At 43.3% G+C, this 21,429-nt stretch carries 15 protein-coding genes and 1 pseudogene; 9 read left to right on the forward strand and 7 right to left on the reverse strand.

Going from position 1 to position 21,429, the window contains the following annotated elements; all coding sequences use genetic code 11:
- Positions 1–9: 9 nt before the first annotated feature.
- Positions 10–762 (reverse strand): hypothetical protein, encoded by a 753-nt coding sequence (locus H5202_RS06760; protein WP_182771397.1) that lies wholly within the window; start codon positions 760–762, stop codon positions 10–12.
- A gap of 509 nt (positions 763–1,271) precedes the next feature.
- Positions 1,272–1,727, reverse strand: coding sequence for an antitoxin Xre/MbcA/ParS toxin-binding domain-containing protein (locus H5202_RS06765; RefSeq protein WP_182771398.1), 456 nt, complete (start codon positions 1,725–1,727; stop codon positions 1,272–1,274).
- Between the two features lie 95 nt (positions 1,728–1,822).
- Between H5202_RS06765 and H5202_RS06770 the strand changes: the two genes are divergently transcribed.
- The 7 genes from H5202_RS06770 to brxL all read left to right on the forward strand — a co-directional run bounded on the left by H5202_RS06770 (position 1,823) and on the right by brxL (position 15,337).
- The gene (locus tag H5202_RS06770; protein ID WP_182771399.1) at positions 1,823–2,029 is read left to right on the forward strand and encodes an AlpA family transcriptional regulator; all 207 of its coding nucleotides are present in this window, start codon (positions 1,823–1,825) and stop codon (positions 2,027–2,029) included.
- A gap of 271 nt (positions 2,030–2,300) precedes the next feature.
- Entirely contained in the window at positions 2,301–2,882 is a 582-nt protein-coding gene (locus H5202_RS06775; protein ID WP_182771400.1) for a DUF1819 family protein, read from the forward strand.
- Positions 2,879–3,517 carry a DUF1788 domain-containing protein gene (locus H5202_RS06780; RefSeq protein ID WP_182771401.1) on the forward strand — a complete coding sequence of 213 codons (639 nt, stop codon included), beginning with the start codon at positions 2,879–2,881 and terminating at the stop codon, positions 3,515–3,517. The genes H5202_RS06775 and H5202_RS06780 overlap by 4 nt, the downstream gene beginning before the upstream one ends.
- Before the next feature lie 30 nt (positions 3,518–3,547).
- A complete protein-coding gene (gene brxC, locus H5202_RS06785) occupies positions 3,548–7,090 on the forward strand; it encodes a BREX system P-loop protein BrxC (RefSeq protein ID WP_259397220.1) in 3,543 nt (1,180 codons plus the stop codon).
- Positions 7,090–10,668, forward strand: a complete 3,579-nt coding sequence (pglX, locus tag H5202_RS06790) for a BREX-1 system adenine-specific DNA-methyltransferase PglX (protein WP_182771403.1) — start codon at positions 7,090–7,092, stop codon at positions 10,666–10,668. The genes brxC and pglX overlap by 1 nt, the downstream gene beginning before the upstream one ends.
- On the forward strand, positions 10,661–13,231 hold the full coding sequence (gene pglZ / locus H5202_RS06795) for a BREX-1 system phosphatase PglZ type A (protein ID WP_182771404.1): 2,571 nt from the start codon (positions 10,661–10,663) through the stop codon (positions 13,229–13,231). Before pglX ends, pglZ begins: the two co-directional genes overlap by 8 nt.
- A gap of 39 nt (positions 13,232–13,270) precedes the next feature.
- Positions 13,271–15,337: a BREX system Lon protease-like protein BrxL gene (brxL, locus tag H5202_RS06800; protein ID WP_182771405.1), complete on the forward strand. Its 2,067-nt coding sequence runs from the start codon at positions 13,271–13,273 to the stop codon at positions 15,335–15,337.
- A gap of 544 nt (positions 15,338–15,881) precedes the next feature.
- Here brxL and H5202_RS06805 read toward each other — a convergent pair.
- The 5 genes and pseudogenes from H5202_RS06805 to H5202_RS06820 all read right to left on the reverse strand — a co-directional run bounded on the left by H5202_RS06805 (position 15,882) and on the right by H5202_RS06820 (position 19,833).
- Positions 15,882–18,182, reverse strand: coding sequence for a VIT domain-containing protein (locus H5202_RS06805; RefSeq protein WP_182771406.1), 2,301 nt, complete (start codon positions 18,180–18,182; stop codon positions 15,882–15,884).
- Entirely contained in the window at positions 18,179–18,607 is a 429-nt protein-coding gene (locus tag H5202_RS06810; RefSeq protein WP_182771407.1) for a MerR family transcriptional regulator, read from the reverse strand. The genes H5202_RS06805 and H5202_RS06810 overlap by 4 nt, the downstream gene beginning before the upstream one ends.
- Before the next feature lie 221 nt (positions 18,608–18,828).
- Positions 18,829–19,038 (reverse strand): type II toxin-antitoxin system PrlF family antitoxin, encoded by a 210-nt coding sequence (locus tag H5202_RS06815; RefSeq protein ID WP_182771408.1) that lies wholly within the window; start codon positions 19,036–19,038, stop codon positions 18,829–18,831.
- A 324-nt stretch (positions 19,039–19,362) separates the two neighbouring features.
- Positions 19,363–19,484, reverse strand: a pseudogene (locus tag H5202_RS24185) (integrase); the annotation flags it as partial.
- 142 nt (positions 19,485–19,626) lie between these two features.
- On the reverse strand, positions 19,627–19,833 hold the full coding sequence (locus H5202_RS06820; RefSeq protein ID WP_182771409.1) for a helix-turn-helix domain-containing protein: 207 nt from the start codon (positions 19,831–19,833) through the stop codon (positions 19,627–19,629).
- Positions 19,834–19,961: 128 nt separating this feature from the next.
- Between H5202_RS06820 and H5202_RS06825 the strand changes: the two genes are divergently transcribed.
- Both H5202_RS06825 and H5202_RS06830 read left to right on the forward strand, forming a co-directional pair.
- Positions 19,962–20,168: a hypothetical protein gene (locus H5202_RS06825; RefSeq protein ID WP_182771410.1), complete on the forward strand. Its 207-nt coding sequence runs from the start codon at positions 19,962–19,964 to the stop codon at positions 20,166–20,168.
- A gap of 14 nt (positions 20,169–20,182) precedes the next feature.
- Positions 20,183–21,346, forward strand: coding sequence for a site-specific integrase (locus H5202_RS06830; protein ID WP_182771411.1), 1,164 nt, complete (start codon positions 20,183–20,185; stop codon positions 21,344–21,346).
- The last annotated feature ends 83 nt before the right edge of the window (positions 21,347–21,429 follow it).

Raw genomic sequence — 21,429 nt, forward strand, 5'->3', positions numbered from 1 at the left:
GATAGAAGTTTAGGCTACCAGGCCTTGTCGCCAATACGATTTAGCTTTGTAAATTATAGCGATTCTTTCTGACAGTGACATGAGCTTTATAACTTCAATGAACGCTAACGCTTGTTGCTCATCGCCCAATAATTCTCTGATTTGTCCATCATATTGATAGCCCTCACTTATATTCCAATGCAACTGCTTGGCTTCTTCTCTAATGTCTGGATGCGAGATGAGACCGTTGTACGCACAATAAAAAACAGTCCACTGCTCCGGTCGAAAGAAAGGGGTATTTTCTTCAATGAGTATATTAAATTGTTCGGACATTGCGTTAAGCGAACCTGACCAGTTTACGTCGCCGCTTTGTGTTAAGTTGTTGCATGTTCTAATAGTGTCATCGACTAGACGAACTGATTTTTTGACGGGCATAGTAATCCCCTTTAAATAAAGGCCGTAGGTGCTGCCTATGTTGTTTACGCTAATCTGCACGCCATTTTCTCGCGCACGATTAATTAAAAATTCGAGAATGTGCTCCTTTTCGCCATCAACGAAAGCCCACTCATTGCAGTCTGCACAGAGTCCATCATCAAAACCGCTATTATCATGCTCAATTTGATTTAAAAATATCGGGCCGTTTTCAAAAAATTCATCTTCACTTTGACGTAAATGCTTTAAACAGCACTGTAGCGAATTTCCTGTACTAAATTCTACATGAAAGAAACCGGATTCTGTGTTAGATTCTACGTTAATTACTTTTAGATCGTTTAAGTTTTTCATGATAACTTCCTTAACTTTCGCCCTACCAAAGCGGTGGGCTTCTTAGTATTTATCAGGTCTCTGGGGATAAATTCAAGATGTCTGTTAATAATTATTTTTAAATAATTTTATATTTACCCATTTTTGCTCTTATTTAATTTATACCGTCGCCTGAAATATGAGTTGATAACTGCTCTGTAACGCTTATATCCTGTGGGGGGCTGTAAGTTTTAGCGGAGTAACAATTAGATTTCCATCCTGCAGAGTAAATAGCTTGTCTTCCGCGTTCGGTCATTTTCATTAAGCGCGATCCTCATTTCATATCTTCGTTGTTCGTAAAGTGGATCAGTTAAAACAAGAGCACTATGCCGCTGCTTGCGGCTGTGAACATTCATTTTCTGCTTAATTTGGGCTTTGATATGAGATTCGTTGAATTATATGGAGTGGTGAATAGAACCGATTTATTGTATTGCAGTAATGAAGAGTAGTTAGCTAGCACCTTGCTCAAAGGCCGCAAAGTCTCACAAATATCAACTAAATACTCCATGGCGGGTCCGTCCTATCAATTGCATCACCTCTAGAGCCCCTGTTTCAGTACATATTAAGCTAGCTGGTGATTGGCCGTTCATATTTAAAGCTGGTGCTACAAGCCATTTGATAGCCTCTTGGCTATCACCGCCCATGAGTTTGATTGCTGAATCGACTACACGTATAAAACGTACGAGGCGTTCGCTCTCTACACTGGTCAGTTTGCCACTGATTTTGCGGCGAGAAAAATGACTAGGCTTAATGCCGATTAGTTTGAGCAGCAAAGATTGAGGGATATTGAGCTCTTTTGTTGCTTTATCCACAACATTTAGAGAAAGACCGTATTCGATCTCTTGGATCAGAATAAACCCATGGCTCGCAGGAAGGCCAACTCGTTCCCACAATTTGCGTGTTTTGCTCTGGTGAGGGGTATAATTCTGTATCGTTTCTGTGTTCATAACCAGCAGCCTGAGTAACTAGTATTATTCTCAACTGTATGCCACATGAATGGTTAGTGGCAAGCCATTTGATATATCAATTAGAGGAATTCATAATGAGACTAATCAAATTAAAAGCAGTGATGGATTGCACCGGCCTAGGGCGTTCAACCGTTTACAACTACATAGCCGAAAATCAATTTCCAAAGCCTGTAAGCCTAGGAGCAAGAGCCGTCGCCTGGGTAGAGAGTGAAGTGCAAGATTGGATTTTGGCAAGGATTGAAGCAAGGGATTTGTTGAAACGTAAGGCGGGAATAGCATAGAACAAACCAGTTTTAGCATCTAAAGGCAAAAGGCGGCAAGTTCAAATGGTAATTCCTTAAAAATACTTAGTTATAAATTCTCTACTTTCAGTGGGATGTGTGCTCTGGAATCTGATATGCTCTTGTGCCATTAATGAAACAGCGAGACGAACATGTTTGTATCAAGTACCTAAAATGCTTGTTAAATCATCATGATTACGTTCTAGCTTCTAGATGAGCTTCTGGTTAACTTATACAGTGAATTAATGTCTCGAGGAAGATGAGAAAGCAAATGGGTAAGAAATATAAAATTGGCTTTGCACGTCCCGCCTTATTGCATGAAACCGTTCAGGTAGTGCAGTGTTTTTGCGAGTTGCGAGATTGGACGTTGGTTAAGCAAGAAGTCAAAGATACTAATTTATTGCAATGCCGAACCGAACGCTCAAGCGACATTATGTATAGCGAAATTACCAAGCGTTTATCGCTGTTGTCATCTGCACAAATCGAACTGCTCTCTGAAGACGAATCACAAAATGTCAGACACTTGATTTGGATAGCACTTTGCAAGCAGTATCCGTTCATCGGGGATTTTACGATAGAAGTTCTGGCCGATGCTCATGCCACCCACCGTTTTGAGATTTCTCATGACGACTACGGCTATTTCTTCAACGCCAAGGCCGACTGGCATCCTGAACTTGAAAGCGTATCAGATAAAACGCGTTCTAATGCGCGCCAAGCACTGTTTCAGATGATGCGTCAATGCGAACTGATTAGTGACGCTAATCAGCTTATTCCGCAAATGCTGTCGTCAGCCCTACAGAATTGCTCGCCAGAATCTGATTTGGCCTTTATCCCCGGAGCTATCCGTTTATGAGCCGTGTTAAATCAAACCCGTTAAACCACAACACCGTCACCCGTAAAAACCTTGCCGATGCCTACAGCCATCTTCTCGGGGTGATTGCAAGTAAGCCGTTCCTTAAGAACGAAGGTTTAAATAACGAGGTGCCTTTTCATATTTGCCCATTTGAGCCGGTTATCACCTCAGACATCACTCAATTGGTGAAACAACTAAAAAATGATCTTCAAGATGCTGATGTTAACGTGCTGGAGATTAACCTTTACGATTTAGTCATTGAAGTCTTACAAGACGAGGGCGATTGGGAATGGTTACTGGAAAACGAAAGCACATTGTCACGTCCAGAACTTAAAGAAGAGTTGCAGGGAGTATTGGACACCGAGACAGTATTGATGCCCCGCATAGCTAAAAAAATGAGCGAAGTTTCACATCATGTCATGTTTATTACCGGCGTTGGTGAGGTTTTTCCTTACATTCGCTCGCACAATATTTTGAATAATTTACAACGAATCGCAAAAGCACAACCCACCTTGATGATTTTCCCAGGAAGCTATCAACATTCTTTGGCCACCGGTGCATCTTTGGTGCTGTTTGGCAAACTAACCGACGATAAATATTATCGCGCTTTTAATATTCTTGACCGAGCTAACTGATTAGGTTTTTAAGGAGTACCACAAATGATAATGGAACATATTTTTACAAAGCCTGTCGACCGAGCTATCGAAGGAGTAATCAAAGCGGATGATGATTTTAGCCTTTTTGTCGAGTTAGATGAGTATGTCATAACGAAAGAGGTCGCCAAACGCCTCGATAAATTTTTAGATGCATACTTAAACTACAGCGGTGCAAACGGTGTATGGATTTCAGGATTTTTTGGTTCAGGTAAGTCTCACTTACTCAAAATGCTGGCCTTGTTGCTGCAAAATAAGCCGATTGAAGATGTTTGGCCGCTTGAATTGTTTCTCGATAAACCCCCTTTTAATGAAGGGGGGATGCCTGCAAATGACCTAAAGCGTGCGGTGGCCATACCTTCTGAAAGCATTCTGTTTAACATCGATCAAAAAGCTGATGTTATCTCAAAAACGGAACTGGATGCATTGGTGGCAGTGTTTTTAAAAGTGTTTGATGAGCACTGTGGTTACTATGGCAAACAGCCCTACATTGCTCAGTTTGAACGTGAGCTTGATGCAGACGATTATTTTGTCGTTTTCAAGGAAACCTTCGAATCAATTACAGGAATGCCGTGGGATAAAGGCCGCCAACGTGCCAAGCGCATGGCTCAGAATATTGACAAGGCTTACAACCAAGTAACCGGTAGCACAGAATCCAATATTCTGGACAAATACCGAGATGACTATCGCCTGTCAATTGAGGATTTTGCCAGCCAGGTAAACGGCTATATCGAGTCCAAAGGCGATACTTTTCGCTTAAACTTTTTTGTGGACGAGGTTGGCCAATACATAGCCGACAACGTCAAATTGATGACCAACTTACAAACAGTGGCAGAATCTCTGGCAACTAAGTGCAAGGGCCGTTCTTGGGTCATTGTTACCGCGCAGGAAGAGATGGCGTCGGTTATAGGCGAAGACGGCGCACACACTTCGCACGATTTTTCTAAAATTCAGGCCCGTTTTAAAAACCGCATGAAACTGAACAGCCAGGATGTGGCAGAAGTGATTCAAATGCGGTTGCTGCATAAAAAAGAAGACTACATCAGTCAGCTGTCCGATTTGTACCACAAACAAGAAAACAACCTGAAAACCTTGTTCGATTTTGCTGATGGCTCAGCAAGCTACCCCAATTATAAAGACCGGGAGCACTTTATTAAAAGTTATCCCTTTGTTCCTTATCAATTTATGTTATTTCAAGCTTCTATTCAAAACTTGTCTCGTCACAACGCTTTTGAAGGTAAGCATAGTTCTGTGGGCGAGCGCTCTATGCTGGGTGTTTTCCAGCAAGTAGCAATTGGTATTAAAGATCACACATTAGGCGATCTTGCTACATTCGATTTAATGTTTGAGGGCATCAGAACAGCCTTAAAGGGCGCGATTCAGGCTTCTATTTTAAAAGCGGAGAAAATTCTCACTAATCCGTTCGCACTGCGTGTGCTTAAGGCACTATTCTTGGTGAAGTACGTTAAAGAGTTTAAGCCAAGCATTCGAAATATTTGTGTATTAATGCAAGATAACTTCGATGTTTCGCTGTCTCAGCTCAAAGCAGATGTTGAAGAGGCCTTAGGTTTACTTGAACAGCAAACTTACATTCAAAGAAACGGTGATTTATACGAATATCTCACGGACGAAGAGCAGGATGTCGAAGCCGAGATTAAGAATACCGATGTTGATACCTCCGCAGTAAGTACTGAGCTAGAAAAGCTTATCTACGATGGCATCATTAAAAATCGCAAAATCCGCTGGGATGAAAGCGGGCAAGACTATGCGTTTACACGCAAACTGGATGACAATCAAAGTGGGCGTGAACATGAGTTAGCCATCCACATTATCACTTCATTCCATGATCATCGTGATGCGTTAGAAAAGCACAGAACCGATACAGTATATAACGACGAACTCAGAGTGGTGCTACCTGAAAGTGCCCGCCTGATGAGTGATTTGCTGCTGTACCTGCAAACACAGAAATACGTATCGCATGAAACCCGCACCACTCAGCAAGATTCGGTAAAGCGCATTTTGGCCGATAAAGCAGGGCAAAATGCCGACCGTTACAATCAACTAAAATTACTGCTCTCTAAATTAATGGGGCAGGCCACATACTTCGTTGCCGGTAAAGAAATTGAACTGTCGGGTGAAGATGGCCAAAGTAAGGTGATTAAGGCCTTTATTGAGCTGGTGAAGCATACCTACCCGAATCTAAGAATGCTGCGTGGTCAGCAATACACTGAAGCGGATATCAGTAAAATTCTGACCGAAGGTCAGCAGGGATTGTTTGGTGATGAGCAAATTCTGCCAGAGTCTTTGCAAGAGATGTTTTCGTTTATTCAAAGAAATAGCAATGGCGGTATTCGCACTACTGTAAAACTGGTGCAGGAAAAATTTGAACGTAAGTCTTACGGCTGGTCCTATGCGGCAACCTTATGCACGCTGGCGCATCTGTGCGCGCGAGGCAAAATTGAAGTGCGTGAGTCCACCAACTTACTGGACGACAGTGAGTTATTGCGCGCACTGAAAAACGCCGGCGCTCACGGTAATCTTATCCTTGACCCGCAAGTAGAGTTTACACCGTCGCAAATTCGCAAACTCAAAGAGTTCTTCAACGACTACTTTGACAAGGTCGCCTTGTCGAATGAAGCCAAAGCCTTGGCAAAAGAAACACAGGAAGCGTTTTTTGCTCAGAAAACGGAATTGGTCCGGCTGCATGATCAAGCTCCCAAGTATTCGTTTCTTCGTGCTTTAACAGCCATCATCGCAGATTTAAGTGATTTAGAAGCCAAACCTTATCCCTGGTTTATTACCGAGCTAACCCGAGAGGAAGATAAATGGCTGGAAAACTACAAAGATCGGGTTATTGACCCCATCACCAAGTTTATGAAAGGGCAAAGCAAAAAGCATCTCGATGATGCCATGCGTTTATTAGAAGAGCACAAAGCCAACTTGTCTTATGTGCAAGCCGATGAACTCGCGGCTATTCAGGCGGCGGTGGTCGAACCTAATATTTACAAGGGAGATGCAGTTCAGCAGCTGGTAGCGAATATGAAATCGCTAAAATCTAAGATAGAAGCAGAGCTGCAAAATGCTCAAACCCAAGCAGAGCAAAAAATAGCGCAAATTAAAGAAAAACTACTGCAAATTAACGACTATGCCCAGCTCACGCCAGAGCAGCAAGCCAGCATTAACGCAGCGTTTGAGGCAATTAAAAGCAAGCTAGTGCAACAAACACTTATCGCACTGGTGCGGGATAACGTCCGCCAGTTCGAAGATACAAGCTATCCGCAGCTGCTGGATAAAATTTTACTCTGGACAGCGCCCAAGCCGGTAATGCCTGAAAAACCTGCACAGCCAGTAGTAGCAAAACCCGGCATCCCACCAGCACCAGCTGAAGTTAAAGAACCCAGTTCACCGGCGTATCAGACTGTGGCAATTCGTGACATCCAGGTAGCGTTTAATAAGCCGCTGCTTGACACCGAAGCGGATGTTGACGCTTACATCGACAGCTACAAAGCCAAACTGATTGAAATGATTAAACAAGGTAAAAAGGTGCGTGTGTAATGGATACATCGAAGTTAAAAAAGTTTGCGCAAGAAGCGCGCCGCGCCTTGCTGGAACAAGTTACCAGTAAACTCAGCTTGGTGTTACAACCTGAAAGCAGTGCCCGGCGTGAAGCGCCCAAAGCGATTTATCAGTTAGAGCAAGCCCTATCAGAACAAGGTAAAGCGGCCCTAATAGATAAAGTGGCTTATATCTGGTTTAACCGTTTTTGCGCACTGCGCTTTATGGATGTGAATGGCTATAACCGGGTAGGCGTGGTTTCACCGGCTGAAGGCCAAGTACAGCCAGAAATCCTGTCTGAAGCCAAAGCCGGGCATATTGATGATACCCTGGTAGATACGCGTGCCGCCGAGCGTGTGATGGGTTTACTGAATGGCAGTATTAAAAGCCAGGACGAACAAACCGAAGCCTATCGTCAATTAATCGTTGAGGTATGTCATAACTACCACAGCCTAATGCCTTACCTGTTCCCGCGCATTGATGATTACAGCGAATTATTGATGCCAGATGATCTGCTATCAGAAAACTCAGTTCTGTCGCACACCCGCATCGCCATGACAGCAGATGCTTGTGCATCGGTAGAAGTTATTGGTTGGTTGTATCAGTTCTATATTTCCGAGAAGAAAGACAAAGTCTTTGCAGACTTGAAAAAGAACAAAAAAGTCACAGCTGAAAACATTCCGGCTGCTACACAGTTGTTTACCCCGCATTGGATAGTGCGTTATCTGGTAGAGAACTCACTGGGCCGGTTATGGATGCAGAATAATCCTACCTCGCGTATTGCTGAGCAAATGGATTACTACATTAAACCAGCGCTTGCGGTGGAAGGTGAAGAACAAGCTGAAAGCGATTTTCTTAAAATCTCCAGCCCGGAACAGCTGAAAATCTGTGATCCCGCCGCTGGTTCAGGCCATATGCTCACCTACGCCTATGACTTGCTGTATGCCATCTATCTGGATGCAGGCTACGACCCGGTTAATATCCCGGAGCTGATTTTAACCAAAAACCTGTATGGTATTGAAATTGATGAGCGTGCATCTGAGTTAGCCGCCTTTGCGCTGTCGATGAAAGCGATGAAAGGTAACCCAGAAGATGACAGCAATAACCGTCGTCGCTTCTTCCGCAGCCCTATCAAGCCCAATATCTGCAAGCTTGAGAAGATTGTCTTCACCGATGATGAACTCGATGAATACTTTGCTTTTGTTGGTAAAAACTTATTTACCGCTGATTTGCGCAAGGCCTTAAAAGATTTTGAAGAGGCTGATAACTTTGGTTCATTAATTACCCCAACCATCAGTGATGTCACCGAAGTGCTTAGAACACTGGCTGCCAAAGATGTATCAGGGCAGTTATTTTTAACCGATACCCACAATAAAGTGATACAGGTGTTAACTCAGGCGGATTATTTAAGTCAGAAGTACCATGTAGTGATTGCTAACCCGCCTTATATGGGCGGAAAGGGGATGAATCCCCATCTATCTACTTGGTTAAAAGATAACTATGCTGATGTAAAATCAGACCTTTTTTCAGCATTTATTGTCCGCAACACTCTGCTAGCGTTGCCAGGTGGACAGTTAGGCTTCATGACGCCATTTGTGTGGATGTTTATCTCATCCTATGAAAAGTTAAGACAATTTCTCATAGGAAAAAAAACCATCACATCATTAATTCAGCTGGAGTATTCAGGTTTTGATGGTGCCACAGTACCAATTTGTACCTTTACTATTGAAAATAATCATCGTCCAAATCATCGAGGAGGCTATGTTCGCCTGTCGGATTTTAAAGGTGCAGTGAATCAGGCACCAAAGACACTTGAGGCTATTCAAAACCCTAGTTGTGGCTGGTTCTTTAGAGCCTCAGCAGAAGATTTTGTTAAAATCCCGGGGAGCCCGGTTGCTTATTGGATCAGTCAGGCTGTTCGTAATGCTTTCTCACAGCATGAGCGCTTTGGTGAATATATAGCCCCCGCAGTTGGTCAGAATACTGGAGATAATGATCGATTTTTGAAATTATGGTCAGAAGTTTCAATTGGCCGAATGGGGATTGGTTTCTCAAACTTTGAATGCGTGAACTCTTCCGGTCTGAAATGGTTTCCTTATAACAAGGGGGGCACCTACAGGAAATGGTACGGAAATATGTACTTTGTTATTAATTGGGAGAACGATGGTCGAGATGTTAAGGAGTATGCTGTTGAGCGGAATCAGGGCAAGCATTGGTCGAGATATATTCAGAATTTGCATTTCATGCTTCGTGAGGGGGTTTCTTGGACTGCCACAAGTTCTTCCTATTTTGGTTGTCGATATACTCCTGTCGGCTTCCTTTTTGACGTAAAGGGTACGTCAGGATTTTCAGACAAAATAGACGCTAAAGTTTTGGCTTCTTATCTTGCAAGTAATGTTGTTTCTAGTTTCTTGAAATTTTTGAATCCAACTATTGAATTTCAAACAAGAGACATTCGAAACCTGCCATACACATCTCAGTTAATCAATAACCCCAGATTGTCAGAGCTGGGCTGTGCCGCAGTTGATTATGCTAAATCCGACTGGGATGCTTTCGAAACCTCATGGGATTTCAGATTATTACGACTTCTCGAACCAGAGTATAGGGCCATTAAACTGGCGATTAGCTATGATAAGCTCCGCATCCACTGGCAGGGCATGACATCCGAAATGCAACGGCTCGAACAGGAAAATAACCTTATCTTTATTGATGCCTATGGCCTTCAAGACGAACTATCAGCTGAAGTCCCGATTGAAGAAATAACCTTAACCTGTAACCCTGCCTATCGCTATGGCATCAAAATCAGTGAAGCAGAGCGTGAGTTACGTTTGCGGGCCGATACCATGGCGGAGTTTTTATCGTATGCCGTGGGCTGTATGTTTGGCCGCTATTCGTTAGATGAACCTGGTTTAATTCTGGCCAACCAAGGCGAAAAGCTAGAGGATTATCTGGCACGTATTCCAGAGCCTGCCTTTATGCCTGACGAAGATAATGTTATTCCGCTTATCGACTTTGATGGCGATTGGTTTGAAGACGACATTACCGAGCTGTTTAAACAGTTTTTAAAAGTGACGTTCGGTGAAGCGAATTATGCAGAAAACCTGGCCTTTATTGAGGAGGCGTTAGGTAAGGATATTACCAAATACTTCTTGAAAGATTTTTACAAAGACCATGTGAAACGCTATAAAAAACGGCCTATTTACTGGCAATTCTCTAGCCCTAAAGGCACTTTTAATGCGCTGATTTATATGCATCGTTACCACCCCGATACCGCCAGTGTGGTGTTGAATGAGTATTTGCGTGAATTTAGAACCAAGCTGGAAGCCCGCAAAGATAGCTACTTACAAATTAACATTAGTGCAGCTGCCAGCCAGAAAGATAAAACGCAGGCGCTGAAGATGATCGATAAGATTAATAAAGCGCTGGATGAAATTAACGAATACGAGCGCGAAGTGTTGTTTCCGCTGGCGGCAGAACGGATCAGCATCGACCTGGACGATGGCGTAAAACACAACTACCCGCTGTTTGGCAAAGCACTGAAAAAGATTGCTGGCTTAGAAGGTGTTGATAATGAATGACAATCGGATTCAACAGGCGCTGTCCCGGCTTTTCGGTAGCAGCCGTATTGTGTTTTGGTACGACGATAAACAAGAGTTTCGCGAAGCGTTTGACACCCTGGTGCTTGCTGGCGTTGAAAAACTGGAGATTACCAACAATCAATTTAGCCTGAAACACCAAATTTTGCGTGAAGCACCTAAGCAGCAGTTTTTGCTTTACCTTGAAGACCAGGAACCGGAGTATCTGGATAATTGGCTATTGGATGTGCAGCTAGGTAGTGCTGTGTTTCGCACGGATCAATCTGCTATTTGGCTGAGTGAGCTGAACCTGCCGCCAGAATTTTCTGAACTGGTAACCGAGCATGCTGGCTTCTTTGAGGTTGGCCGTGCGCCGAAACAAGCTGAGCTTCGCAAAGAACGCCTAACGCATTTGCTAAAATCTGACGATACCCGCTCGCAAATTCGCATGAAGATGTTGGCGGTGTGCGCCGAGCTAACCCAGTCAGCCGATGTGAAGCTGGATATTATCTGCGAAGCGCTGTTTGATGAGTTGCTCGAAAAGTCTCAGCCCTGCTACCAAATGATACAACAGTGCAAGCTAACCGGTTTTTTGTGGGAGCAAGTTGAGCGTTATTATGGCTACCTGGCAGATAAACCTTCGGTAAAAGACTTTTCTATCGAGCTGTTTAAGTCTAGCTATTTACTGTCGTTAGCTAACCCGAAAGAGAGCGACCGCGCCACATTAAACAATGACGCCTTGGTGCTGTTTAAGCGCTGGAAAGACAGCCGTAAACACCAGCAGGTATTTGAAGCGTTATCAGATGACTATGCGCAAATGCTGGATATTGAAGCTGACTTGAACAACCGCGATTTGAAAGATGTAATAGAGCTAGATTATTACCAACTGATTGATAAAAAAGTCATCGTTGAATTGGTAAGAGCGGTTGATCAACGCACCTTATCCGAAGGTGAAGTAACACTTCATTGCCGTCAGCGCCGTCAAAGTCATTGGTATTCGCACTTTCAGCATCTGTATGCTGCTATCGACATGGCCAGCCAATTTTTAACCCGGTTGGATACCTTGCAGCTTAATATGGCAAGCAGTAGCGATGCGGTGCATGGGTATGTGCGGCACTGGTTTAAGATTGATCAGTTGTACCGTAAGTTTATTTACCACCTGAACACATCCGGGCAAATGACGCTGTTAAGCAAACTTACCGATAAGATTGAGAGCTTGTATAGCAATAACTACTTAAGCCCCTTAGCAACGCAGTGGCAAGGTCAGGTAGATGCAATGACTAATTGGTCGGTTGCCGATGTGCCGCAACAAAAGCAGTTTTATAGCCGCTGGGTTAAGCCATACCGTAACAAGGGTAATAAGATTTGCGTTATCATTTCCGATGCCTTTCGCTATGAGGCGGGTGAAGAGATGGTGAGTCGCATTCGCCAAATAGATCGTTACCAAGCGTCGCTGGATCATATGCTGTCGGCACTGCCCAGCTATACCCAGCTAGGCATGGCATCACTTTTACCGAGTTACAATGAGCTCACAAATAGTCAGGCGTCGCTGTCAATTTCAGACAATAAAGATGGCATAGTGCTGTTAGATAGCATTTCGACACAGGGCACTGCCAACCGAGATAAATTACTAAAACTTGCCCTGGGCGAGACAGCCTGTGCGCTAAAAGCGAAACAGGTGTTGGAAATGACCCAAACCGAAGGGCGAGAGCTGTTTAAAAACAATGATGTCATTTACATCTATCACAACCGCATTGACCATGCTGGCGATAAGATGCAATCGGAAGGTGAAGCCTTTGAAGCCACTGAGCGTACCTTCGATGATTTAATGACATTGGTGAAAAAGCTGGCCGGATATAACGCTTCTAATGTGTTAATTACCGCTGATCATGGCTTTATTTACCAAAACCGAGCACTGGAAGAGAGTGACTTTGTGTCTACCGATGTGCCGGGTGACATTCATTACCGCGACCGTCGTTTCTTGTTAGGCAAAAACTTAACGGCTACCGATGCCGTTAAAGTGTTTTCCGCGCCGCAGTTGGGGTTAACCGGTGAGGTGCATGCGGCTATTCCGAAAGGCATACAACGCTTACGTTTAAGCGGTTCAGGCAGCCGTTTTGTTCATGGTGGCGCAACCTTACAAGAGGTGATTGTGCCGGTGATTGCCATTAATAAAAAACGCCAAAGCGATACCGCTACGGTAGAGGTTGATTTGTTACGTGGTGGTACTAATGTCATCACGGCAGGGCAGTTGTCGGTAACGCTTTATCAAACTGAGCCGGTAACGGATAAATTAAGGCCACGTGAACTGCGAGCAGGTATTTATACTCTTTCAGGCCAATTGATTTCAGATGTGCATACCGTAACTATGGATTTAACTGCTGAAAATGCCCGCGAGCGTGAGTTAAAACTTCGATTTGTGCTTACGCAAGATGCAGACAGCGCAAATAATCAGGAAGTGGCACTAAAACTGGAAGAGCCTGTAGAAGATACCAACCAGTTTAAAGAGTACCGCCAGTTGAAATACACGATTCGCCGCTCCTTTACGTCGGATTTTGATTTCTAATTGCACACCAACGCATGAAGTGGATAAACAGGTAAAACTATGACGGATTTAAATACAAAGATTTGCGACGTTTTCCCCGGTTTGGTGGTGCGTAAAGACCTGGTAAAAACGGTGAAGGGCAATGCTATTGTGCCGTCGTATGTGTTGGAGTATTTGCTTGGGCAATATTGTGCAACCAATGACGAAGACAGCATCCAAAGCGGCATATTGACGGTGAAAGAGATATTAGCCAAGCACTATGTACACCGCAATGAAGCGGGCCTGGTGCGTTCGATGATCCGTGAGAAAGGTCGCTTTAAGATCATTGATAAAGTGAGCGTATCGCTGAACGACAAAAAAGATTGTTACGAAGCCGAATTTGCCAACCTGGGCATTAAAAAGGTGTTAATTGATTCGGGTACGGTAAAGCAACACCCAAAAGTGCTGGTGGGTGGTGTATGGGTGATTGCCGATATTGAATATGATCACATTGAAGATAAAGACACTGTTCCCTGGATTTTAGGCAGTTTAAAGCCGATTCAAATGTCACATTTTGACTACGAGACTTATTTGGCAGCGCGTAAGCAGTTTACCATGGAAGAGTGGATTGACGTGTTGGTGCAGAGTATTGGCTTTAATCCGGAATACTTTGGCGAGCGCAGTAAGCTGACGCAGTTGGTCCGTTTAATTCCGTTTTGTGAGCGCAACTACAACCTGATAGAGCTTGGTCCTAAGGGCACTGGTAAATCTCATATATTTTCTGAGTTTTCACCACATGGCATTTTAATTTCAGGTGGTGAAGTGTCAGTACCAAAGCTTTTTGTGAATAACACAACGGGCAAAATAGGTTTGGTCGGGTACTGGGACACGGTTGCGTTCGATGAGTTTGCCGGCAAACAAAAGAAAGTAGACAAAGCGCTGGTCGATATCATGAAAAACTACATGGCGAACAAGTCGTTTTCCCGCGGTGTAGAAACGTTGGGCGCTGATGCATCGATGGTATTCGTGGGTAACACAGAGCACAGTGTGCCTTATATGCTTAAACACACAGATTTGTTTGATCCACTACCCGAGAAATTCTATGACTCTGCGTTTTTAGACCGCTTACATTACTACATTCCCGGTTGGGAGGTAGATATTATACGCGGTGAGATGTTTTCGCGTGGTTACGGCTTTGTCGTGGACTACCTTGCGGAAATCTTGCGCCATTTGCGTAACCAAGACTACTCAGACCATTATAAACAGCACTTTACTCTTTCAGCTGACATATCTACCCGTGATCAGGACGGCATCAATAAAACCTTTTCTGGCTTGATGAAGATACTTTTCCCGCATGGCGGTGCCAGTAAAGATGAGATTGAAAAAGTTCTTAGGTTTTCGTTTGAAGGACGCAAGCGCGTTAAAGACCAATTGATGCGTATGGACAGCACCTATGCTGCGGTTGATTTCAGTTACAGCGACAGCAGCGGCAAAAAGGTCAGTGTTAAAACGCTGGAAGAACTGGAATACCCCAGATACTTCCATCATGTTGTGGCTGCCGGCGACGAGGGGCTACCCGAACCGCTAGTCCGAGAAACCGAAAGCCATCCAAATGCAGAAAGTATGACAACAGCGCCTAAGCCGACAGATGAGTTAAAAGAAAAACATATCGTCGTTATGGAGAATCAGCGCGGTACCAGCTTTGATAATTTGTTTGGGCCTTATCTGCGTGGGGCAAGGCATATCACTATTACTGACCCTTATATCAGGCTGTTTTACCAGGCAAGAAACCTAATGGAATTGCTTGAAACTATAGTACGCGGTAAATCTGAAGAAGATGAAGTGGTTGTTAGCCTCATCACCGTTGCAGATGAGTTTAAAAGCGAGCAGCAGGGCGAATGGCTAGACCAAATTCAAAGCGCGATGCTCGCTGTTGGCATCCATTTTACCTACTCATTTGATAACTCAGGTAGCCAACATGCCCGGCATATTGTGTCTGATACAGGCTGGAAAATATCCTTGGATAGAGGGTTAGACATTTTCCAACAATATGACATGAATGATGCATTCCAGTTGGCCAACAGGCTACAAAGCCAACGGCCTTGTAAAGCGTTTGAGGTGACATACATCCGGATGCAAGAATCATAAGTTACGTTTACCAGCTTAGGCTTAATCTACCCATGACCGCCTTAGTGGTCATGGGTAGATTAAGCACTCGGGAACACATGGCCTGACAAACTTCTTTGTGCGAGTATGATGCGTCGTGGGCCGTGCACTGAGAAGTGCTGTATATCGCCCTTTAGTTCGGTGGCTGTTTATTTTTGCTAGTTTCATAGCCAAATAGGTTGGTAATCGTCTCTTAAGCTTATGATTCAGGCAAGGCTCTGCTACATGCCCAAGTGTACCTCGTTAGCCTTTTAAGTGATAACGGGTACTGCGTCCACCTGAGTCTGATTTCACCAAGCAGTATAATTCTACTAGGTTGCGCGCTTGGCTGTGATGATGACGATTGAGCAAATTTCCAAACGATTTTCATCTCTTGACTTAAACAGCTGCAGATAGAACAAAAAGATATGCGTATCGGTATGAAGTTGTCTGCTCTGTTACCTGTGCTAGATGGTTTGAATATTCAGCTACAGGGGGGGGTAAGGCCGAACCATTTTTCTTGGTGAAAAATCGTTCGGCCTTTATTTTAGTTTACTGGCTGCATTATTTCTTGTTTTATGGTTTCTCTAACCGTATTGATGAGCGCTTCACTCACCTCAAATTCTTTACATAACACTTTGATTAACCTAGTGACATGACGGCTAAGTGGGTTGTTAGGGTTAAACTCGTTATAAATACTCAACCAGGCGGCCACCAGCTTATATTCGTTATAGCCAGCGTGTTCTAATTGGTACAGTACCTCAATGATGGCTTCATCCTCACCTAAGTCTTCAATATCAGAGATATCAAACTCATCCATGGTCAATTGACTGTCAGGGGTGAACTCTTGGTTGAGTGACAGGGCTAAAGATGTCGATGCAGTGTCTGCAGTGTCTGCGGCATCTGCGGTGATTGAAAATTTAGGGATATCTAACCAATCATCATTTTGCTTCCTAAGGAAGGCTGGAATATCTAAGTCATCGGGGGCTGAGGGCGCACCAGCTGAGAAAAATATCTGCGGCTGTGCGTCGCATATCTGCATTTGGCTAGAGACCACGGGAATTTCAATTAATACACGACCAAAGCCACTCTGCCCAGCGGGTAATTGATGGGGAATGCTTTGCAGATTAGGTATGCCTAATGCATTTGTATGCGCATTGGTTTTTACTAAGATATAGCTGGTTGACTTGGTGATCAGTTGATACTTTTCAGCTATTTCAAGTGCTTCATCTTCACTTACCACAGATAGCCTGTCATGGGCTGCAAGCCTTGCGAGCAAGCCTTTGTCATTATCTTTGTGAGTTATTGCTATTGTAGAACCGTACACTTCATGCTCTTTTTCTGCCTCATTAAACTCACCTTCATAATACAGATCGGCAACCGCTGCAGGGTAGCCTTCATAAAGGGTAAACAGATTAACGGTATCCCCTAAAAATAACGTATTTTTATGGGCGGGGAGGGCGTTGAAACAGAGCGGCGCTGCATATTTATCGCTGAGACAAAGTTGTGGGTTTTGAAGTGGCGGTTGTTTCATTCGCTTAAAGTGCTGCACTATTCGTGTACTCATAGCCTCATTTGGGGTAACAAAGTCACTGGCCCCACCTGTGACTTTGGCAAGCTTTGATAGAAACGCTTCACTGACAGCACTGCCTACACCGATAACAAAATGACGATGGTTAGCTAGCGCTGCACCAGTGAGTACTTCATCTTCTTTCCAGGTTTGGCCATCTGTGATCAGCAGCAGATCTGTGGGCAGCATTATGGGAGAGTGAGAGCGATAAGCAGCCTCCAGTGCCGATTTCATTTCAGTTCCGCCTAAGTTAGCTTCAAGACTTCGTAGTGTTTTCTGGGCAATTTTAATGTTGGCTGCAGTGGCTAAGACAGACTCTTCGAACAGCTTTTGATGCCGTGAACCAAATAAAATGATGTTGAAGTAGTCATGGGTTTCTAGTTGGTTAACGACTTCAATTAGTGCGATGCGAGCTTGCTTTATCGAGTCTCCAGCCATGGAACCTGAGCAGTCAACGACAATTTTTATGCAACGGGGATCATGTTGAGGTGCTGTCTCTGGTTTTGACTCTGGCGTTGACTCTGGTGTCGGAATAAAGGAGGTTAGAGCGACAGTGTGTTCACCGTCATCAGCCCAGTAACCTTCACCCACATATCCCTTTGGCTTCTCTAGTTCAAGAATGAAGTCACGATCCATCACTTGAGGCCGGTTTAAACTCACATTCATTATTTGATTAACAACCTGATGGGCTACGCTGTGAGACGGGCAGTGAATGGCTGTCCCCGCTAATAGCCCTTCTATAGAGATTGAGAACGTTAACTTGTAAGTTGCCGATAACGAGTGCTGAGGTAGCTGGTGTTCAGCGATATGAGTGAGTTGTGGTGTGCCATATTTAGGCGCTATGGTCGTGGGAAGGTAAAAACGAAGCCTTTCGCCTTGCCACTGATGAAGCTGAGCGTATCTGAATGTAATCACTGCCGCTTCGCCTGCCAGTAAATTACCTAAGTTAATACAATATAGGCCATCACTGATTTTGCTTAACAAGACTGCAGTATCACCATTGACGATAGCGTCTTCGTAATCATCCTCTGCGGCACGGTTTGCTTTTACACGACCTTGAAGTAACTCACCATTTATTTCGACCTCTAATGAGGTTAACACCGCATCAATGGGCAGTGGGAAGGTATACACAGTTTCGATATTGGCTGTTGTACTGTTTTGATAGTGCTGCTTTATTTCAACTTCAGATAAGACGCCAGTCAGCTTTGCGGTTATATCAACAGACCTTAGTGCAATCAGTTCACCTGATAATGTTGTTAGTCCTATTTTACTGTTCATTTGCCTTCCTTAACGTTTGATATGGTGCGCTGATATAAAGAGATGACGTCTAGGGTCAATTGTCTAGCTTGCTCAGGGGTTAGCCCAGCTTTGCTTGGGTTTAAGGTGAGTGATATACCTTCATCGATATGCACATGGCTACAAACCTCAATGTCTCCAGGCTTTAATCGTTTAAGTGGGGGCAGTGGCTTATTGTCACTTTCATCGAAAAGAAGCTCGCTAATACGCTCAAGAGACAAGCCCGCATCCTGCCACTTCTTGATTTCAAGCAATCGCTCTAGGTGCACTTGGGTGTAATAAGCTCCGCGCCCACTGCCTTCTGGTGCGGGTAACAGTGACTTCTGGATATAGAAGCGCACAGTGCGAGGTGTCAGCTCTATTAGCTGGCAAAGGTCACTTAAGGTATAGCGGTTTATATTTTTCATGACACCAATACTAGACAGTGTTGGTGTTTAGATCAAGTGGTAAGTTTAATCAAAAAAGTACAGAGCTGTTTGCTGTTTGAATAAAAGCGCTTCTATGATTGAAGTGCGCATTAAAAACCTTCTAAATGACAAACCAAGAAATCATGGCTTACCATGGAAAGGTCGCGTAAGTAGTGTAAAGTTTTCATTGATTACAATAATAGGATTAGAATTAGGCGAGCTTACTCATCCTCTAATAACGAGGCATCTAAATCAATCTCTACATCTTCAACTAAGTTTTCAACACTCTTACACATATTTTCTGTAAGCAGGTGAGGTTTATCGTTGCGTTGTTGCATATCATTTGCGAGAAAAGATAAAAAGCTTTCGACGATTGGATCTTCATCTATTTCGGTTAGCTTAGATTCTGTCACTAAAATAGCTTGTGCCATGCTGGTCTCCCATATATTCATACACTTGCATATTACTTTCTGTGCTCAAAATAACATCAAATCAAAGATAATACGAGTTCATCAACTTTGATTATTAAAGTATAAGCTGTTCTGTAAGTTTTCATCACCTGCTCCCCATTTATCATTGAGCAGGTATTTTCAAATAGTCAGATTAACGATGCGAGGTGTGGTTCGCTAGACGGTTACATTCCATTTGATTACATCTGTGCTTATCTTGATGAACTGTGCCAACCAGAACCTGATTCGACAGCTTGTTACCTTGGAATTTTAAAAAGTAGGTGCGGTTCGCTAGACGCTTACGCAAGTGCGGCGCAAGTAGTGAACGGTAAAGTGGGCCATATCACCCATTACATTGGCGGTTGCTTCTTTTTACCAGCTTCATGACCAAAGAGTTTGGTGATGGTGTGATCTAGGGTGTCTTTACCACATCAGATCCAGCACTCATTTACATCTAGTGTCTGCTGTATATGTAACCTAATATTATAGAATGGGATAATATAGTTAGGCTGACTTAACACAGCTAGTCTTTGATATCAGGTAAAATATTGCACCGTGCAATAAATGTGATCAATTATCTTCTTTAATCTCTAGTAATTCACCGATATCTACATCCAAATACCTACAAAGCGTTTCAATCATATCTAGATCAATCCTAGTCGCAGTTTCATTATAAAGGCGATGCAAAGTATTTTTATTTATGCCCGTATCCCTCGCAACCTCAGCAACTTTTAGCTTCTTGTCCCCAATGATTCTTGAAAAATGGCACTTTATCATAATGTTCACCGGTATAAATTACCTGTAGAGGGTATTTAATACTTGCTTTTGGTTTAAATGGTGTTATTGTACCTCCTGTGGGTACAAAAACTTCGTTTAAGTGATTTAGTCTTTTCAAGGAGTATATTATGTCTAATACTTATTTAACAGCAGAAGAGCTTTCTGTGCGCATTAAATATGATGCAAGAACGATTCGCGATCAGCTAAAAGACGCAATTTTGCTTGAAGGGGTACATTACATACGACCTTTTGGTGGCCGCAAAATCTTATTTATTTGGGAAAGTGTCGAGCAGTTAATGCTATTTGGTTACTCAGACATTTTACCGACCAAATAAAGGAGGGCTGATTTATGGGTAGTGTAAATGTCCGTAATAACAAGTTGTTACTCGATTTTCGGTATAAAGGGATTCGCTGTCGTGAAATGACAATGCTGGAGGATAGCGTTGCAAATCGGAAGAGAGCTGGTGCCGTGTTGAAGCGAATTGAGGCTGAAATTCATCTAAATCAATTCGAATATGCTAAGCATTTTCCTAACAGTAATAATGTTAAAAAGTTTGCTGAATACGATCGGATGACAATGTTAAAAGAGTCTACCGAGTCTTTGAAGGTCGTTGAGTTTGTTGAACAGTGGCTAACTGAGAAAAAAGCTGAATGGCGTCCTTCTCAACTTCGAACCATTGAAGATATTTTGAATCTTTATATTTTGCCCCGATTTGGTGAAATGCAAATTAGCTTGATCACTAAATCGGACATTATGACTTTTAGAGCAGATCTAGTGGAGGGCAAAGCTTTTGCAAAGGATTTATCTGCTTCTCGCATCAATCAAATATTGTCACCTTTACGTGTGGTGTTAAATGATGCCTCGGAACGATATGAATTTGTCAGCCCTTGGAAGTCGATCAAACCTTTGCCTGTTAATCGTCAACCTGTGCATCCATTTACGCTGGATGAAGTGCTTAAAATATTGGGTTTTGTTCGTAAGGACTTCCGTTGCTATTTTTTAGTTAGATTTTTTAGTGGGTTACGTACTGGTGAAATCGATGGTTTGCAATGGGAAAATGTGGATTTTGAGCGACGTCAAATCCTCGTTCGTCAGTCTTGGGTACGAAATAAACTAGGCCCTGTAAAAACCAAAACGTCATTGCGTGAAATTGATATGAATGACCTTGTTTATGAGGCGCTAACTCAGCATTTCAAACTCTCCAATGGCCGTGGTTTTGTTTTTCAAACATCTGGGGGCCATCCGATGAACAACAAAAACATGTCTTATCGTGTTTGGTATCCCACATTGGATATCTTAAAAATACCAAGACGTAACCCATATCAAACTAGACATACAGCAGCCACCTTATGGCTAGCATCAGGGGAGTCTCCAGAATGGATAGCTAAACAAATGGGACATGCGAATACAAACATGCTTTTTACTGTTTATTCGCGTTATGTACCCAATTTAACCCGTCGAGATGGCAGTGCTTTTGAAGCATTTTTAAATCAGAAACTTAAAGGCGAATAATCATGAACTATGAAACTAGTTTAAACCTTGCTTATTACTTATGTCAGCGTTTTTACTGCCATCCAAATGGCAGAGAGCTCAGC

The sequence above is a fragment of the Shewanella sp. SG41-4 genome, assembly GCF_014164505.1.
Classification (GTDB): domain Bacteria; phylum Pseudomonadota; class Gammaproteobacteria; order Enterobacterales; family Shewanellaceae; genus Shewanella.

Coding starts and splice junctions, on each gene's coding strand:
- H5202_RS06775 (WP_182771400.1), top strand. CDS start 2,301: ATGGGTAAGAAATATAAAATTGGCTTTGCACGTCCCGCCTTATTGCAT.
- H5202_RS06830 (WP_182771411.1), top strand. CDS start 20,183: ATGGGTAGTGTAAATGTCCGTAATAACAAGTTGTTACTCGATTTTCGG.
- H5202_RS06815 (WP_182771408.1), bottom strand. CDS start 19,038: ATGGCACAAGCTATTTTAGTGACAGAATCTAAGCTAACCGAAATAGAT.
- H5202_RS06810 (WP_182771407.1), bottom strand. CDS start 18,607: ATGAAAAATATAAACCGCTATACCTTAAGTGACCTTTGCCAGCTAATA.
- H5202_RS06820 (WP_182771409.1), bottom strand. CDS start 19,833: ATGATAAAGTGCCATTTTTCAAGAATCATTGGGGACAAGAAGCTAAAA.
- H5202_RS06825 (WP_182771410.1), top strand. CDS start 19,962: ATGTCTAATACTTATTTAACAGCAGAAGAGCTTTCTGTGCGCATTAAA.
- H5202_RS06760 (WP_182771397.1), bottom strand. CDS start 762: ATGAAAAACTTAAACGATCTAAAAGTAATTAACGTAGAATCTAACACA.
- H5202_RS06780 (WP_182771401.1), top strand. CDS start 2,879: ATGAGCCGTGTTAAATCAAACCCGTTAAACCACAACACCGTCACCCGT.
- H5202_RS06805 (WP_182771406.1), bottom strand. CDS start 18,182: ATGAACAGTAAAATAGGACTAACAACATTATCAGGTGAACTGATTGCA.
- pglZ (WP_182771404.1), top strand. CDS start 10,661: ATGAATGACAATCGGATTCAACAGGCGCTGTCCCGGCTTTTCGGTAGC.
- brxC (WP_259397220.1), top strand. CDS start 3,548: ATGGAACATATTTTTACAAAGCCTGTCGACCGAGCTATCGAAGGAGTA.
- brxL (WP_182771405.1), top strand. CDS start 13,271: ATGACGGATTTAAATACAAAGATTTGCGACGTTTTCCCCGGTTTGGTG.
- H5202_RS06765 (WP_182771398.1), bottom strand. CDS start 1,727: ATGAACACAGAAACGATACAGAATTATACCCCTCACCAGAGCAAAACA.
- pglX (WP_182771403.1), top strand. CDS start 7,090: ATGGATACATCGAAGTTAAAAAAGTTTGCGCAAGAAGCGCGCCGCGCC.
- H5202_RS06770 (WP_182771399.1), top strand. CDS start 1,823: ATGAGACTAATCAAATTAAAAGCAGTGATGGATTGCACCGGCCTAGGG.